The 14,398-nt window shown below is 64.3% G+C and carries 14 protein-coding genes; 1 reads left to right on the top strand and 13 read right to left on the bottom strand.

Annotated elements, in window-relative coordinates:
- Positions 1–48 precede the first annotated feature (48 nt).
- The 3 genes from ACT4OC_RS16860 to pdhA are packed head-to-tail and all read right to left on the bottom strand — an operon-like array spanning position 49 to position 3,240.
- The gene (locus ACT4OC_RS16860) at positions 49–1,149 is read right to left on the bottom strand and encodes a dihydrolipoamide acetyltransferase family protein (RefSeq protein WP_444840147.1); all 1,101 of its coding nucleotides are present in this window, start codon (positions 1,147–1,149) and stop codon (positions 49–51) included.
- Between the two features lie 20 nt (positions 1,150–1,169).
- Positions 1,170–2,150 (bottom strand): alpha-ketoacid dehydrogenase subunit beta, encoded by a 981-nt coding sequence (locus ACT4OC_RS16855; protein ID WP_444840146.1) that lies wholly within the window; start codon positions 2,148–2,150, stop codon positions 1,170–1,172.
- Positions 2,143–3,240 (bottom strand): pyruvate dehydrogenase (acetyl-transferring) E1 component subunit alpha, encoded by a 1,098-nt coding sequence (gene pdhA, locus ACT4OC_RS16850; RefSeq protein WP_444840145.1) that lies wholly within the window; start codon positions 3,238–3,240, stop codon positions 2,143–2,145. The genes ACT4OC_RS16855 and pdhA overlap by 8 nt, the downstream gene beginning before the upstream one ends.
- A gap of 179 nt (positions 3,241–3,419) precedes the next feature.
- On the opposite strand from pdhA, the gene ACT4OC_RS16845 reads away from it, so the two are divergent.
- Entirely contained in the window at positions 3,420–3,638 is a 219-nt protein-coding gene (locus ACT4OC_RS16845) for a hypothetical protein (RefSeq protein WP_444840144.1), read from the top strand.
- A 192-nt stretch (positions 3,639–3,830) separates the two neighbouring features.
- Here the strand turns inward: ACT4OC_RS16845 and ACT4OC_RS16840 are convergent, their stop codons facing one another.
- From ACT4OC_RS16840 to ACT4OC_RS16795, 10 genes are all read right to left on the bottom strand, one after another.
- On the bottom strand, positions 3,831–4,625 hold the full coding sequence (locus ACT4OC_RS16840; RefSeq protein ID WP_444840143.1) for an ABC transporter ATP-binding protein: 795 nt from the start codon (positions 4,623–4,625) through the stop codon (positions 3,831–3,833).
- 256 nt (positions 4,626–4,881) lie between these two features.
- A complete protein-coding gene (locus ACT4OC_RS16835) occupies positions 4,882–6,123 on the bottom strand; it encodes an ABC transporter substrate-binding protein (protein ID WP_444840142.1) in 1,242 nt (413 codons plus the stop codon).
- 34 nt (positions 6,124–6,157) lie between these two features.
- Positions 6,158–7,225 (bottom strand): branched-chain amino acid ABC transporter permease, encoded by a 1,068-nt coding sequence (locus tag ACT4OC_RS16830; RefSeq protein WP_444840141.1) that lies wholly within the window; start codon positions 7,223–7,225, stop codon positions 6,158–6,160.
- A 3-nt stretch (positions 7,226–7,228) separates the two neighbouring features.
- Positions 7,229–8,125 (bottom strand): branched-chain amino acid ABC transporter permease, encoded by an 897-nt coding sequence (locus ACT4OC_RS16825; RefSeq protein WP_444840140.1) that lies wholly within the window; start codon positions 8,123–8,125, stop codon positions 7,229–7,231.
- A gap of 39 nt (positions 8,126–8,164) precedes the next feature.
- Positions 8,165–10,108: an AMP-binding protein gene (locus tag ACT4OC_RS16820; RefSeq protein ID WP_444840139.1), complete on the bottom strand. Its 1,944-nt coding sequence runs from the start codon at positions 10,106–10,108 to the stop codon at positions 8,165–8,167.
- Positions 10,105–10,920: an ABC transporter ATP-binding protein gene (locus tag ACT4OC_RS16815; protein WP_444840138.1), complete on the bottom strand. Its 816-nt coding sequence runs from the start codon at positions 10,918–10,920 to the stop codon at positions 10,105–10,107. Before ACT4OC_RS16815 ends, ACT4OC_RS16820 begins: the two co-directional genes overlap by 4 nt.
- 287 nt (positions 10,921–11,207) lie before the next feature.
- Positions 11,208–11,855, bottom strand: a complete 648-nt coding sequence (locus tag ACT4OC_RS16810; protein ID WP_444840137.1) for an ABC transporter ATP-binding protein — start codon at positions 11,853–11,855, stop codon at positions 11,208–11,210.
- Positions 11,842–12,573 carry an ABC transporter ATP-binding protein gene (locus ACT4OC_RS16805; protein WP_444840136.1) on the bottom strand — a complete coding sequence of 244 codons (732 nt, stop codon included), beginning with the start codon at positions 12,571–12,573 and terminating at the stop codon, positions 11,842–11,844. The genes ACT4OC_RS16810 and ACT4OC_RS16805 overlap by 14 nt, the downstream gene beginning before the upstream one ends.
- Positions 12,570–13,499, bottom strand: coding sequence for a branched-chain amino acid ABC transporter permease (locus tag ACT4OC_RS16800; protein ID WP_444840135.1), 930 nt, complete (start codon positions 13,497–13,499; stop codon positions 12,570–12,572). Before ACT4OC_RS16800 ends, ACT4OC_RS16805 begins: the two co-directional genes overlap by 4 nt.
- Positions 13,496–14,392 carry a branched-chain amino acid ABC transporter permease gene (locus ACT4OC_RS16795; protein ID WP_444840134.1) on the bottom strand — a complete coding sequence of 299 codons (897 nt, stop codon included), beginning with the start codon at positions 14,390–14,392 and terminating at the stop codon, positions 13,496–13,498. The genes ACT4OC_RS16800 and ACT4OC_RS16795 overlap by 4 nt, the downstream gene beginning before the upstream one ends.
- Between the last annotated feature and the right edge of the window lie 6 nt (positions 14,393–14,398).

Below are 14,398 nucleotides of genomic sequence, written 5' to 3'. Positions count from 1 at the left end.
CTCGGCCCGCCCGGAAGACACATCCCGCGCGCACGCGCAAACGCTGATTCACGACATAAGCTCAAGCTCCGACTTGAGCGCGACCAGGAAGCGAGCGGCCTCGCCGCCGGTCACGATGCGATGGTCGAAGGTGAGCGACAACGGCAGCATGCGCCTCACCGCTGGCTGGCCCCGATACGCGACTGCCCGCTGCGAAATCCGCCCTGCTCCGACAATTGCCACCTGCGGCGGTACGATTACCAGATTGGCAAACCGGCCTCCAATCATCCCGAAATTCGACAGCGTAATGGTTGCGCCGCGCAGCTCTTCGGGGGGTATCGAGCGCGCGATTGAGTCGGCCCGCAAGCGGTCGAGGCCGGCCCGCAAGTTCGCGACGCTGCGCTCAGCGATATTGCGCAACACGGGAACGATGAGGCCGCCCTCGGTGTCGACGGCGATGCCTAAATCGATGCGCGCGATCAGGCGCCGTTCTTCCGTGCTGGAATTATACCAGGCATTGAGAACAGGTTCTGCCTTGCAGGCGACGGCGATGGCCCGCACCAGGCGGATCGTCACGTCCTCACCCGTCGGCCAATCGTCGATGTCGGCTTCATCGGTCACGGTGGCGGGGACAACTTCCGCGTGGGCTGCCGTCATGCGTTGGGCCATCGCGCGCCGCATCCCTCGCAGGGGCTCGGGGCGGCCGGTTTGGGACATGCTCTTCGCGGCCCGTTCGACATCGGCCCGTGTGATGGTGCCGCCGGGCCCCGTGGCCACGACGCTCTCAAGATCGACATCGAGCTTGCGTGCGAGTGAGCGTACGGCCGGAAACACCTGAGGCTGCTGTCCGGCCGGCCGCTCGGAGGAGGGGCCTGCCGCGAGCGAATGATCGGCGCTGCCGAGCTCGCCGACAATTGTGCCGGTGTCCTGCTCGGCGCTTTCGGCAAATTCGACGAGCGGCGTTCCGACCTTCACGATGTCGCCCTTGGCGCCAAACACGTGCGCAATGCGTCCGCTCGACGGCGATGGTATCTCAACGACTGCCTTGTCGGTCTCGACGGAAACGAGCGGCTGATCGGTGACGACGTGGTCGCCTTCGTTGACATACCAGGCGACGATCTCCGCCTCTTCAAGACCCTCTCCCAGATCCGGCAGCATGAAGTGACTCATCGGACGAAGTCCATCGAGAACTAGCTGAACTGGCACACCTTGCGCGCCCCCGCGACGATGCGTTCCACCGAAGGCATGTAGAATTGCTCGAGGCGTGCCATCGGGATGATCGTGTCGTAGCCGGTGATGCGGGTCACGGGCGCGAGCAGCGAGGAAAGACCGCGTTCGGCGACAAGGGCTGCGATCTCGGCTCCGAATCCGCCGGTGCGGGCCGCCTCGTGCACGATGACGCAACGCCCGGTCTTTGCGATCGAGCCGAGCAGGGTGCTTTCATCATAAGGCTTGAGCGTGGCAAGATCGATGACCTCGGCGGCGATGCCTTCGGCGGAGAGCGCATCGGCCGCGGCCATGGTCTCCTTGACTGCCGCTCCCCAACTGATCAGCGTGAGGTCGCGACCTTCCCGCAGGACAAAGGCACGATCCAGCGGCAAGGCTGCACCGTCATCCTGCAACTCGCCCCTTGCCGCACGGTACAAGCGCGTCGGCTCCAGAAACACCACCGGATCGGGATCGCGGATCGCGGCGAGGAGAAGTCGATAGGCGCGCTCCGGCGAAGAGGGGATGACAACGCGCAGGCCGGGAATATGGGCGAGCATCGCCTCGGTGCTTTCGGAATGATGCTCGGGCGCGCGAATGCCGGCCCCATGCGGCGTACGCAGGACCATCGGACAGGTGAGCCGCCCTTGGGTGCGGTTCCGGATGCGGGACGCATGGTTCACCAGCTGATCCAGGCAGGGATAGATAAACCCCATGAACTGGATCTCGCCGACGGGCTTCAGCCCCTGCGCTGCCATGCCCACGCAGAGCCCGCTGATCAGGAGTTCGGCAAGCGGCGTATCAAGGACGCGCTCAGCTCCAAAGCGTTTTTGCAATCCCGCAGTTGCGCGGAAGACGCCTCCGTTGATGCCGACGTCTTCACCCAGTACGACGACGTCGGGATCGTCCTCCATTGCGCGTCCCAGCGCCAGATTGATGGCATCCACCAGCGTTACCTCAGGCATCATGCTCTCCCGCGAGCTCACCGCGCTGGGCCGCATAGACCTCCGGCAAATCGGCGTAGAGGTGATCGAACATGGTTTCAGGCCGGCGCGGTGCTGTTGCCAGGTAACGCTCGACGGCCGTCTCGATGCGCTCATGACACTCGGAGGCGAGCCGCTCCTCATCTGCCTTGCCCCACATTTTTCGAGCAACGAGATGAGCCCTCAAGCGCGCAATCGGCTCTTCCTTCCAACGCGCCTGGACTTCTTCAGCCGAACGATAGCGTGATGCGTCATCGGATGTTGTATGGTCGCCGAGGCGGTAGGTGACCGCCTCGATGAAACGGGGGCCTTTGCCCTCACGCGCAGCAGCGATGGCCTCTTCGGCTGCGGCGTGCATCGCCACCACGTCACTGCCATCGACCTGCTCGCCGGTGAATCCCGCAGCGATGGCCTTCTGAGCCAGCGTTTCGCAACTGGTCTGCAGTCGCAAGGGTACCGAAATCGCCCATTGATTGTTGGCGGCGACGAACACGACGGGCAATTTGTGCACGCCGGCAAAATTCATCGCTTCGTAGACGTCGCCTTTCGAGGTGGCGCCATCGCCGAACAGGCACACGGCGACACGTGGCTCCTTGCGCAGCTTCAAGGCATAGGCGACGCCGGCGGCATGAGGCGCCTGAGACCCCACGGGAACGCAGAACGGAAAATCGTGAGCCGGTCCGGAGAAACAATTGCCGCGTTCGTCCCCGCCCCAAAACAGCAGGATCTCTTCAAGCTTGACCCCGCGCCAAATCAGCGCGCCATTGTCGCGATAGGACGGTAACAACACGTCTTCTTCCCGCATCGCACTGGCCATCCCAACCGATACCGCCTCCTGGCCGAGCGAAACGGCGAAAGTCCCAAGCCGGCCGGTGCGCTGCAACGCAACAGCCTTGTTGTCAAACAGGCGCAGCAGCACCATGGCCCGGTAGAGCGAGATGAGCAGGTCGGCGTTGGAGGCGAAGGCGGGGAGCGGCCGGATTATCGAGCCGTTTGGCGCGAGGTAGTTGCGATGGCGCACCTCAAAACGCGCGATGACGGGCAGATCTTGATTTAACCTGCGGCTAGCCACGCGCTCACTCCCGGAGCGATTGTGCCCTCTGTAATTGTTCAGTTGGTGATTGTGACGAGACGATGCAAGAGACTACGGTGGGTTCCCCTGACGCGCACCCGGTTGTTGCTGCACTGCAGTTTGCCGGGATCGATCCACACGATCGTGGTGGCGACGCAGCGATGGCGGTATAGGAGATCATGGCAAATGGTCAGGTCGTCCTGGTAACGACTGAGCCGCCAGGCGGCGGCCCATCGGTTCGCTCGGTCTTTTTCGTGGCGGAAGGAGATCCGGCCAAGGCGGCAGCCATCATCGCGGCCATGATGGCCCCGAATGAAAGAGTTGAGGCGTGGGGACCACTTCCGGAAGTTGCCGTCAAGGCACTCGGATTGAAACCTGGTGACTTCACGCACGGGTGACCGGCGTCCGGCGATACGAAAACATTACTTCCGCAACAATAGTGGGTATCGCGATGTAGCGCTCCCCCGCTACCAAATCTGCGATTCTGCGCCAACCGGCGATTTCGAACTCTTGGTGGAGCTTTGGATTTGACATCCGCGCCACGAGTTCGCGGCTACGTGGGGTCGCAACTGTAAGGTCCAATCCACCAGTCAGGAGAGCCAGCGCTTGCGCCGCTTGTAGCGCTTCACGTCGCGATAGGACTTGCGCAAGCCGGTCTCGTTCAGGCCCAGGTAGAACTCGCGAATGTCGGAGTTCGAACGCAGCGTTTCGGCGCTGCCCTCCAGAACGATGCGGCCGGTCTCCATGACGTAGCCATGATCGGCAACCTCCAGCGCCATGGTGGCATTCTGTTCGACCAGCAGCACGGAGAGCTTCTCCTCGCTCACCAGACGGCGCACGATGCCGAAGATTTCCTCGACCAGCATCGGCGCCAGGCCGAGCGAGGGCTCGTCCAGCAGGATGACTTTCGGCTCCGACATGAGTGCGCGACCTATGGCCAGCATCTGCTGCTCGCCGCCCGAGAGGTATCCCGACAGCTGTGCGCGCCGGCTCTTCAGCACCGGGAAATAGGCATAGACGCGCTCGATCCCGCTGCGCAGCTTCGCCGCGCTACGCTGCAGATGCGCGCCGGCGACAAGGTTCTCCTCGGTGGTGAGATGCTCGAATACGCGCCGGCCCTCGAAGACCTGCGAGATGCCGAGCTTCGTCACGTCGAAAGCCGGCATGCCGTCGATGCGGTTGCCGTCCAGTGTGATGGTGCCCTTGGTGACCGCGCCGCGCTCGGTGCGCAGCACGCCGGACACCGCCTTCAGCGTGGTGGTCTTGCCGGCACCGTTGCCGCCGAGCAGCGCCGTGATGGAGCCCGGCTTCGCCTCCAGCGACACACCTTTCAGCACCAGGATGATGTTGTCGTAGACCACCTCGATGTTGTTGATCGAGAGCATGCCGATGTCCTTAGCTGCTTCGCAGAGCGAGATGACCTTCTTCGAATCGTCATCTCGCTCTAGCCATTTGTCTCAGCATGATCTTTTCGGAAAACCGCTTCACACTTTTCCGGATCATGCTTCAGCCCGGATGTAGCGCAGCGAAATCCGGGAGCGCCGCCCCCGGATTTCATGACCGATGCGAAGCATCGGCGTTCTTGCGAACAGCGGCCTCGGCCGCTCATGTCATCCGGGCTACGGCGTCCCGATTCCTGCCTTAGTGCGTGGCCGCGAGATGCCTGTTGATCACGTCGCGGTAGGCTTGGAACCACTCTCCGTTCTTGACGAGTTTGCCGCCCTTGACGCTCCACACCTGCACCCAGCCGCCGCCTTCGTGGTCAGCCGGGGTGACCTCCATCGGTGGAACCATGCCACCCAGCGTGAAGCCCTTGATCGACTCCATGCCCTTCTTGACGTCCTCGCTCGTCGGCTTGGCGCCACCCTTGGCCTTGATGGCGTTGCGCGCGGCCTCCGCGTGGATCGCCGCGATCATGACGCCGCGATTGTAGAACACGCTGATCTCCTGCGCGGATGGCGCGGGCTTGCCCTGGGCCTGGTACATCGCGTTGATGTCCTTGATCACCTGGAAGTCCCCGCCTACGCCGGCGAACTGGATGGTGTGGTAGCCCTCGGCCACGCCGTAGCCGCCGGCCGCCTTGATGTCGGCTTCCGAAGCGCCCCATACCAACGAGATCACCTTGCTCATGGGAAAGCCCTTGCCCTTGAGCTCCTTGATCGACACCGACGGGGAACGGCCGAACAGGTGCGCGATGACGAAGTCGGGCCGGAAGCGGCCGGTGATATCGAGAACCTGGGCGGCCATTTCGACGCCCGGTGCGGGCACGGCGAAGGTCCTCAGCTCGAAACCCTCGCTCTTCGCCAGATCCTCGAGAATGACGAGCGGCTCCTTGCCCGCCGGATTGTCATAGAACAGATAGGCGATCTTCTTGCCCTTGAGGCTGCCGCCCAATTCCTTCTTCGCGAAGGCGACGGCCGCCGCGCCCTGTGACCAGTAGCTCGCCGCGATCGGGAAGACGTAGGGAAATTTCTTGCCGTCGGCGGCGGCGGCAGTGCCGAAGCCTGGCGACGTGCCGAGCATCTTGTCCTCCTCCAGCTTCTTGGTCAGCGCAGCCGTCTGCGGCGTGCCATAGAGGCTCTCCAGCACTGCGCCTTCCAGCTTGAAGCGCTCGTGCGCTTCCATCGCGGGCGGCACCTTGTATTCGTGGTCGATCTCAACCACGCGGATCTTGTAGCCTTCGACTCCGCCCTTGCTGTTCAGGAGCGCGATATAGTCGTGATAGCCGGGGCAAAGGAAAATGCCGACCGTCTGGGTCGCTCCGGTGCGGTCGCACTGCAGGCCGAACACCAGCTCCTTTTGCTGTGCGAAAGCGACATCGGTCGCCAGCGCCACGGCTCCCGCGGCAAGAGCCGCGCCGAGCCAACGTCGGGTATGCTTCATGGCTTCCTCCTCCAGGTCTAGTTGTTGCAGTTGCTCAGTACGAAAACGGCCAGACACGAAAGTAGTTGCGGATGTTGCGCCACAGCCGGTTCAGGCCTTCCGGCTCCATGACCAGGAAAAAGATGATCAGTCCGCCGAACAGCACAAGCCGGGTGCTGGCGATCACGCTCGACATCTCGCCGGGACTGAAGAAGAGGCCGGCGAGCGGCTCCATGGTGAGGCGCAACACGATCGGCAGCATGGTGACGAAGACGGCGCCGAGGATGGAGCCCAGAACCGAGCCGAGCCCGCCAATGATGATCATCGCCAAGTAGTCGATCGACACCACGATCTGAAACTGCTCGTAGTTGGCGATGCCAAGGTAGTACGTGTAGAGGACACCGCACACGCCCGCGTAGAACGACGAGATGGCGAACGATAGAAGCTTGTAGCGGTAGATGTCGATGCCGATGATCTCGGCGGCGATGTCCTGGTCGCGGATCGCGACAAAGGCGCGACCGATGCGGCTGCGCGCCAGGTTGAGCGTGGCGACGATGGCCACGCCTGCGAAGAACAGCAGGAAGAAGTAAAGCTGCCCCTGCGTTCTCAGCTCATGCCCGAATAAGCTCGGCCGCGGCACCTGGATCGAGGCCTGCGCGCCGCCGGAAATGGCCGGGGTGTGATTGATGATCCATTCGATGATGAGCTGGCCCGCCAGTGTGGCGATGGCGAGATAGAGCCCCTTGATGCGGAGGCTCGGAATGCCGACGATCGCCCCGATCAGTGCCGCCATCAGGCCGCCGGCCGGCAGCGTAATCCAGAACGGCAACCCGAGCTTCACCGCCAGGTTTGCCGCGGTGTAGGCGCCCACCGACATGAAGGCCGCGTGCCCGACCGAGATCTGGCCGGTGTAGCCGGTGAGGATGTTGAGCCCCAGCGCGCCGACGACGGCGATCAGCGACAGGTTGATGATCGATAGATAGTACTCGTGCAGCGACAACGGCACGATCACCGTGAACAGCACGACGATCGCCAGGATCGTCCAGCGCGCGATCGGCAGCGGATAGAGCGCCATGTCGGCGGCATAGCTGGTCTTGAAGACGCCGGACTCGCGATGCAGCATGGTTCAAACCCGTTCGATCCGCTGTGTGCCGAAAATGCCGTAAGGTCTGAACATCAACGCGATGATCATCACCACGTATGGCGCGAAATCCTTGGTGCCGCCGCCGACGTAGGGGTCGAGGTAGCCGGCGGCGAGGCTCTCCACGACGCCGATGATGACGCCGCCCACCACCGCCCCGACGATCGAATCGAGACCGCCCAGGATCACCACCGGGAACACCTTGAGGCCGATCAGCGCCAGATGCACGTCGACGCCCAGCATGCTTCCCCAAATCACGCCGCCCAGCGCCGAGACGATGCCGGCCATCGCCCAAGCCAGCGCAAAGTAGCGCTCGACGTTGATGCCCATCGCCATCGCCCCCTGCTGGTTGTCCGCGACCGCGCGCATGGCAATGCCCATGCGGCTCTTTAGGAAGAACCAGGAGAAGGTGCCGAGCAACGCGAAGGTGACGATGACGCCCGCGATCTGGATCGGCGGAAGGGTCGCCGGCCCGAGGGAAACGGGCGTATCCCCGATCGGCAGCGGCAGCGCGCGCGTTTCTCCGCCCGCGGTTATCGGCGGCAGGCCGCGCAGCATGGCACCAAGCCCGATTGTGGCCATGATCACGGCGATGATCGGCCGTCCGAGCAGCGGCCGCAAGACGATGCGCTCGAGCGCGAAGCTGAACGCCACCATGACTGCGACTGCGATCGCGACCGCTGCGATGGCGGGCATGCCCTGGACGCCGGCGGCGATGGCGGCGATGAAACCCGCCAGCATGACGAACTCGCCCTGCGCGAAGTTGATCGCGTCGGTTGCCTTGTAGACCAGCACAAAACCGAGTGCGATCAGCGAATACATCAGCCCGATCGAAAGGCCGCTTACGACCAGCGAAAACGCGAATTGAGCCTCATCCCACATGGGAACGTCTCCATTCGTGCGCCACTGTGCGTGCCATCTTCATGCCGCCTTCTGCCGGGTGCCGGCGACCGGATCGACGTCATGCACAAGCAGGGTCGAGGCGAGTTTGCTCTTGCGGCCGTCCTCAAAGGTGATGTCCATGGTGAGCTGCGCCTGTGTGCCGCCGTCGTAGAATGCGCTGATCACGGGTGCATACTTTTCGGCAATGAAGCCGCGGCGCACCTTGCGCGTTCTCGTAATCTCGGCGTCGTCGGCGTCCAGTTCCTTGTTGAGCAGCGCAATGCGCCTGACCTTGAGCGCGTCCGGCAGGGTAGCGTTGATCTTGCGAACCTCGCCAAGGATCAGTGCCGCGACGTCTGGCTTGCCGGTCAGATCGATGTAGCTGGTGTAGGGCATCCCGCGCTGCTCGGCCCATTTTCCGACGGTGGTCATGTCGATCGCGATCATTGCCGCAACTAACGGTTGCTGGTCGCCGAACGCCACGACTTCGCGTATGAACGGGCTGAATTTCAGCTTGTTCTCGATGAAGGCCGGCGCAAATGGCGTGCCGTCCGAAAGCTTGCCGACATCATTGGCCCGATCGATGATGGCAAGATGGCCGCGCGGGTCGATGAAACCCGCATCCCCCATCTTCAGCCAGCCATCGGGCGTGAGCGTGTCGCGGGTAGCTTCGTCCTGCTTGTAGTAGCCCTTGAACACGCCCGGTCCGCGGACCTGCACCTCGCCACGATCGCCGATGCGCAGCTCGGTGCCCGGCAACATGCGTCCCACCGTGTTTGGATCGGCTTCGCCGTCGGTCTGCCAGGCGACCAGCGCGCTTGCTTCCGTGGCGCCATAGATCTGCTTCAGATTGACGCCAAAGGAGCGGAAGAAGCGGAACGTGTCGGGGCCCAGCGGTGCGCCGCCCGTCAGGCACCAGCGCGCGCGGCGCAGGCCGAGCTGGTCACGCACCGGACCGTAGACGACGAACTCGCCGATGCGATAGGCGACCCTGACGCCGAACGGGATCGCCTTGTTGTCCTCCTTCAGCAACTCACGCCGCACGGCGATATCGCGAAAATAGGTGTAGGCTTTCCGCTTGAGCCAGGACGCGTCGGCCGCCCGCACTTCCAGTGCGGTCAACATGTTCTCCCAGATGCGCGGCGGCCCGAGCAGGGCGTTGGGACCCAGCTCGCGCAGGTCGCGCTGAACGGTCTCCGGGCCTTCCGGACAGTTGCACGTCGCCACGGCCACAAGGCTGGCGCTGAGCGAGAAGATGGAATCGCCCACCCATGCCATCGGCAGGTAGCATAACCAGTTGTCGCCGCGATTGACCTGTTCGACCGAGACAAAGCTTTCCGAGACGGCGATCAGGTTGCCATGCGAAAGCAGCGCTCCCTTGGAGCGGCCGGTCGTGCCGGAAGTGTAAGCTATCAGGGCTACGTCCTCCGCGCCGCCCTTGGCCAGCTCCGTCGCGTAGTGCCCGGGGTTGGCCTCGTGAAAGGCGCGGCCCTGCTCCTCCAGCTCCGCAAACGACTTGAGCATGGGATTGCAATAACCGCTCATGCCCAGCGGGTCCTCGAAGATGATCAGCCGGAGTTTTGGCAGCCGTTCGCGCACGGACAGCACCTTGTCGACCTGCTCCTGGTCCTCGGCCACCACGACGGATACCTCGGCATGGTCGAGCACATAGACCAGCTCGCTCGCAATCGAGTCCTGATAGAGGGGTATGGCCATACCCCCAATGGCCTGGCTGGCAAGTTGCGCCCAGTAAAGCCGCGGCCGGTTGTCGCCCAACACCGACAGCTTGTCGCCGCGGCCGAACCCGTTTGCCGCAAGCCCCAGCGCGAGGGCCTGCACGTGCGCCTGGCAGTCGCGCCAGCTGTAGGTCTTCCAGATGCCGCGGTCCTTCTCACGCATACCCGGCCGACGCGGATGCGCGAGCGCATTGCGTGCGAGCAGCTTGGGCAGCGTGTTGGTGGCACCCTGTTCGACCAGCGTCATGCCTTGCCTCTCTTCGCCGTCCCGAGGTAGGCCGCGATCACCGCCGGGTTGCCTTGCACCATTGCCGGCGAACCTTCCGCGATCTTACGGCCGCGATCCAGCACCACCACATGGTCGGAGATGTCCATCACCACGCCCATGTCGTGCTCGATCAGCACCACCGTCACGCCGCGCTCCTGGTTCACGTCCAGCACGTAGCGCGCCATGTCCTCCTTCTCGTCCTGGTTCATGCCGCCCATCGGCTCGTCCAACAGCAGCACCTTGGGATCCTGCGCCAGGGCGCGCCCGAGCTCGACGCGTTTGCGCAGGCCGTAGGCCAGCGCTGCCGTGGGCTGTTTGCGCAGATCCTGCAGCTTCAGAAACTCGATGATCTCCTCGCACGCATCGCGGTGGGCGATATCTTCGCGCTGCGCGAGGCCCCAGTACACCACGCTGGAAAACACGCCAGAGCGCATGCGCACATGCCGGCCCAGCATCAGGTTGTCGAGCACGCTCAAGCCGCTGAACAGGGCGATGTTCTGGAAAGTTCGCGCGACGCCGAGCGCCGCCACCGCGCTCGGGCGCCTGGAGGTGATGTCCTGTCCATCGAGCGTGATACGCCCTGTGTCGGGTTTGTAGAAGCCCGATATCATGTTCAAGAGCGAGGTCTTTCCGGCGCCGTTGGGCCCGATGATCGACAGAATCCCTCCCTTGGGGATGTCGATTGAGACCCCGTCGACGGCAGTAACGCCGCCGAAGCGCTTCGATACACCCTCGACGGACATCTGGACCGCCGCCGCCGTGATGCGCTCGGTATCCTCAATAATGTTCATGTGCGGCCCCGGCGGTCAGAGCCGACATCAGGCCGGAAGTCGTCGTCGGCGGAGGCGGATGAACCCGCCTCCAAGCGCGCGAACGGACAAAGAGGTGATCGGCCATTGCGACGTAACCCTCCCCGATATCCTGGCGATTTTTTCTATTATTCATTGTGCGCGGGCCGTCCTTCTGGGATCAGCCTGCCGCCAGTGTTGAGCCCATGTTAGTGCAGCCGCCAACCCGACGCCATGGCCACCGTTGCGGCGAGATGTCCGAACCGCATCGCGGTTCATGCGGGGTATCTTCAGCTTCCTGCGCTCACCGATCCCCGGTCGATCGCGAACACGCGGTCGAGCAGGCCGTGGGCATGCGTCATGCTCGATTCGGAGAGAACGACCGACAGCCCCGACTTGCGCAGCCCCGAGATCACCTCGGCCAGGCGCCGTGCCAGCACCGGCGCCACGCCCTCGAACGGCTCGTCGAGCAGGAGAAGCTTGCGCCCGGCCATCAGCGCCCGGCCCAGCGCCACCAGCTTCTGCTGGCCTCCCGAGAGCTGCAATGCCTTCCGGGCGCGCAGCGCCGTCAGCTCGGGGATGGTCTCGTAGATGCGCGCCAGCCTCGCCTCGGGTTCTGGTGCGTCGGCGGCCCATGCCGGCAGTAGAATGTTCTCCTCCGCCGTGAGGCCCGGCACGAGCCGGCGATCCTCCGGCATGTAGCCGATCCCGAGCTCCGCGCGGCGGTGGATCGGCAGGCCGGATAGCTCCCGGCTCTCGAAGTCGAGCGTTCCCGATGCCGGCGGCAGCAGTCCCATAATGGTGCGCAACAGGGTGGTCTTGCCCGCGCCATTGCGGCCGATCAGGCCCACGAACTCGCCGGTGCCGACGTTGAGGTCGACCGCGCGCAGGATCGCGACCGCTCCGATGGAGACAGACACACCCTCAAGCCGCAGCATGGGGTTCCTCGTCGCCTATCACGTAGCGGCGAACGCTGTCCGCGCGCAGCACGGTGTCGGGTGTGCCGTCCGCGATGATGCCGCCGTCGTAGAACGCCACCACGCGCCCGGCGAAGCGGGCGACGATGTCCATGTCGTGCTCGACGAAAATCACGGTCACACCCGCCGCGCGCGCCGCGCCCATCACGACGTCCATAATGGCGAACTTCTCGTCAGCGGAGACGCCGCTCGTGGGCTCGTCGAGAAGGAGCAGCCTGGAGCGGCTGGACAGCGCCATCGCGACGTCGAGAAGCTTGCGGATCCCCTCAGGCAGCAAGCCGGCCTGCTGGTGCGCGTAAGGCTCGAGCGCGAACCGCGCAAGCGCCGCTTCGGTTGCCGCCTGCGGATCGCTTGCACCGGCGATGCTCTCGGCAATCAGCAGGTTGTCGCGCACATCGAGCGTCTGGAACAGCTGCGGAACCTGGAACGAGCGCGAGATCCCGAGCTTGGTGATCTGGCGCGGGCTCGAGCCGACTATGTTGCGTCGATCGAACATGATGCGTCCGCTGTCGGGTTTGAGATAGCCAGTCACCATGTTCAGGAAGGTGGTCTTGCCGGCCCCGTTGGCGCCGATCAAGCTGACGACGGTATCGGCGTCGAACGCAAGGCTGATGTTGGCGGCGGCCGTGACGGCGCCGAAACTCTTCTTCAGTCCTTCCGCGGACAGGACGGCATTCATGCGGATCTCCGCCACCGCTCGGCGAGCGACCACAGGCCGGCCGGCTGGAACATGATGATGGCAAGCATGGCAAGCCCAAGCGACATCTGCCACACATTGGGAGCGTATTGGCTCGCCATCGTGCGCAGCGCCTCGAAGATGGCCGCCGCCACGAACGGGGCCATGATGCTCTGCGTCCCGCCGAGGATGGCGATGAACACGAACTCACCCGAGGTGGTCCAATAGGCTGTCTCGGGATCGACATGACCGACGGCCAGTGCGGCCAGCGCGCCGCCCAATCCTGCCAGGGCGCCCGCGATCAGGTAATTGACGTACACGACCCGGTAGGGTGATGCGCCGAGATAGGAGACGCGCAGCTCGTTGTCGCGCACGGCAGAGGCAAGTCGCCCCCAGTGTCCGCCGAGCAGCCGGTGCACCAAAAGTGCGGCAACGACTGCGCAAGCGGACCCGGCGATCAGGAACACGCGACGCTCCATTCCGGATGCGAATGCCATGCCGAAGAATGTCCGCGCATGCAGGTTGAACCCGTCCGTGCTTCCCAGAGCGGCACTCTTCACCAAAAGGCCGTACAGGATCATCGAGAGCGCGAGCGACAACATGGCGAAGAAGATGTCGCGATAGCGGGCGAGCAGCAGGCCGAGCAGGGCGGCGATCAGGCCGCCGGCCGCAGCCGCGGCGAGCAGCATCACGGCCGCGTCGGCAATGTGCCATTGGTGCGAGAGCAGGGCTGCCGCATAGGCGCCGATGCCGAAGTACAGCCCCTGCCCAAACGACACCAGGCCGGTGCGCATCAGGACGACAAGTCCCAGCACCACGACGCCCTTGGCGAGCGCGAGCATGGCCATGAACACGAGCCATTGCGGTGCCAGGAGGGCGAGCGCGCTCAGGAGAGCGAACGCAACGGCGGCGGTGGCAAGAGCCTTCATATCTTCCGCGCCTCCTGCGCCGCGAACAGTCCCTTCGGGCGCGCGATCAGCACGATCGCCATCACGGCATAGATCGAGAACAGCTCGGCCTCCGGCCAGTAGCGCACCGTCGCCGAGCGTACGAGGCCGACAAGCAGTGCGCCGAGCGCCGCTCCGCCGAGACTGCCGAGCCCGCCGATCACGACGACGGCGAAAGCGAGCACGATGACTTCAACGCCGATACCCGGCGTGACGGCCACCGTAGGTGCCGTCAACGCGCCGCCGAGCGCGGCCAGCGTCGCGCCGACGGTGAAGGTCGCAAGATAGAAGCGGCTCACGTTGATGCCCATCGCCATGCTCATCTCGCGGTCATGGATGACGGCGAGCAGGAGCTTGCCCTGCCGCGTGCGGTAGAGCGCCCACACAAGCGCGAGCCCCGTCACGACCGCCATGCCGATCAGCAGCAGGTTGTAGACGGGGTAGGCGAGGCCGCCGAGGGAGAAGTTGCCCGGCAGGGCGTACGGCTCGGGCAGCAGCAGCGAATCGACGCCCCACACGAGCTTGATCACGTCCTCCATGATGAGGAAGACCGCATAGGTGATCAGCACCAGGACCACCTCGTCCTTGCCGTACATCCACTGCAGGAGCCCGCGCTCGAGCAGCGGGCCTGCGAGGCCGCCGACGACAATGGCGGCAAGCAGCAGCATGCCGAAGCTGCCTGCCGCCGGCAGTCCGCCGTTAAGCCACGCGCCGGCGAGCGAGCACGCCGCGTAGGCGCCGAGTGCATAGAGGCTGCCGTGCGCAACGTTGAGGATGCGCATGACGCCATAGATCAGCGTCAGCCCGGCCGACATCAGGAACAGCCAGGACCCATACGCGATGCCATCGAAGGCTACAGGCAGGATATTGCTCATCGGGGG

Origin of the sequence: Bradyrhizobium sp., from assembly GCF_052389815.1 — a bacterium.
Lineage (GTDB): Bacteria > Pseudomonadota > Alphaproteobacteria > Rhizobiales > Xanthobacteraceae > Bradyrhizobium.
The sequence above is the reverse complement of the archived record's forward strand: the minus strand, read 5'-3'. Positions and strand labels throughout refer to the sequence as shown.

What these genes read in the sequence shown, in the direction of transcription:
- ACT4OC_RS16805 (WP_444840136.1), bottom strand. Translation starts at nt 12,573, where the DNA reads ATGAATGCCGTCCTGTCCGCGGAAGGACTGAAGAAGAGTTTCGGCGCC.
- ACT4OC_RS16800 (WP_444840135.1), bottom strand. Translation starts at nt 13,499, where the DNA reads ATGAAGGCTCTTGCCACCGCCGCCGTTGCGTTCGCTCTCCTGAGCGCG.
- ACT4OC_RS16830 (WP_444840141.1), bottom strand. Translation starts at nt 7,225, where the DNA reads ATGCTGCATCGCGAGTCCGGCGTCTTCAAGACCAGCTATGCCGCCGAC.
- ACT4OC_RS16795 (WP_444840134.1), bottom strand. Translation starts at nt 14,392, where the DNA reads ATGAGCAATATCCTGCCTGTAGCCTTCGATGGCATCGCGTATGGGTCC.
- ACT4OC_RS16825 (WP_444840140.1), bottom strand. Translation starts at nt 8,125, where the DNA reads ATGTGGGATGAGGCTCAATTCGCGTTTTCGCTGGTCGTAAGCGGCCTT.
- ACT4OC_RS16815 (WP_444840138.1), bottom strand. Translation starts at nt 10,920, where the DNA reads ATGAACATTATTGAGGATACCGAGCGCATCACGGCGGCGGCGGTCCAG.
- ACT4OC_RS16835 (WP_444840142.1), bottom strand. Translation starts at nt 6,123, where the DNA reads ATGAAGCATACCCGACGTTGGCTCGGCGCGGCTCTTGCCGCGGGAGCC.
- ACT4OC_RS16810 (WP_444840137.1), bottom strand. Translation starts at nt 11,855, where the DNA reads ATGCTGCGGCTTGAGGGTGTGTCTGTCTCCATCGGAGCGGTCGCGATC.
- ACT4OC_RS16845 (WP_444840144.1), top strand. Translation starts at nt 3,420, where the DNA reads ATGGCAAATGGTCAGGTCGTCCTGGTAACGACTGAGCCGCCAGGCGGC.
- ACT4OC_RS16820 (WP_444840139.1), bottom strand. Translation starts at nt 10,108, where the DNA reads ATGACGCTGGTCGAACAGGGTGCCACCAACACGCTGCCCAAGCTGCTC.
- ACT4OC_RS16860 (WP_444840147.1), bottom strand. Translation starts at nt 1,149, where the DNA reads ATGAGTCACTTCATGCTGCCGGATCTGGGAGAGGGTCTTGAAGAGGCG.
- ACT4OC_RS16855 (WP_444840146.1), bottom strand. Translation starts at nt 2,150, where the DNA reads ATGCCTGAGGTAACGCTGGTGGATGCCATCAATCTGGCGCTGGGACGC.
- ACT4OC_RS16840 (WP_444840143.1), bottom strand. Translation starts at nt 4,625, where the DNA reads ATGCTCTCGATCAACAACATCGAGGTGGTCTACGACAACATCATCCTG.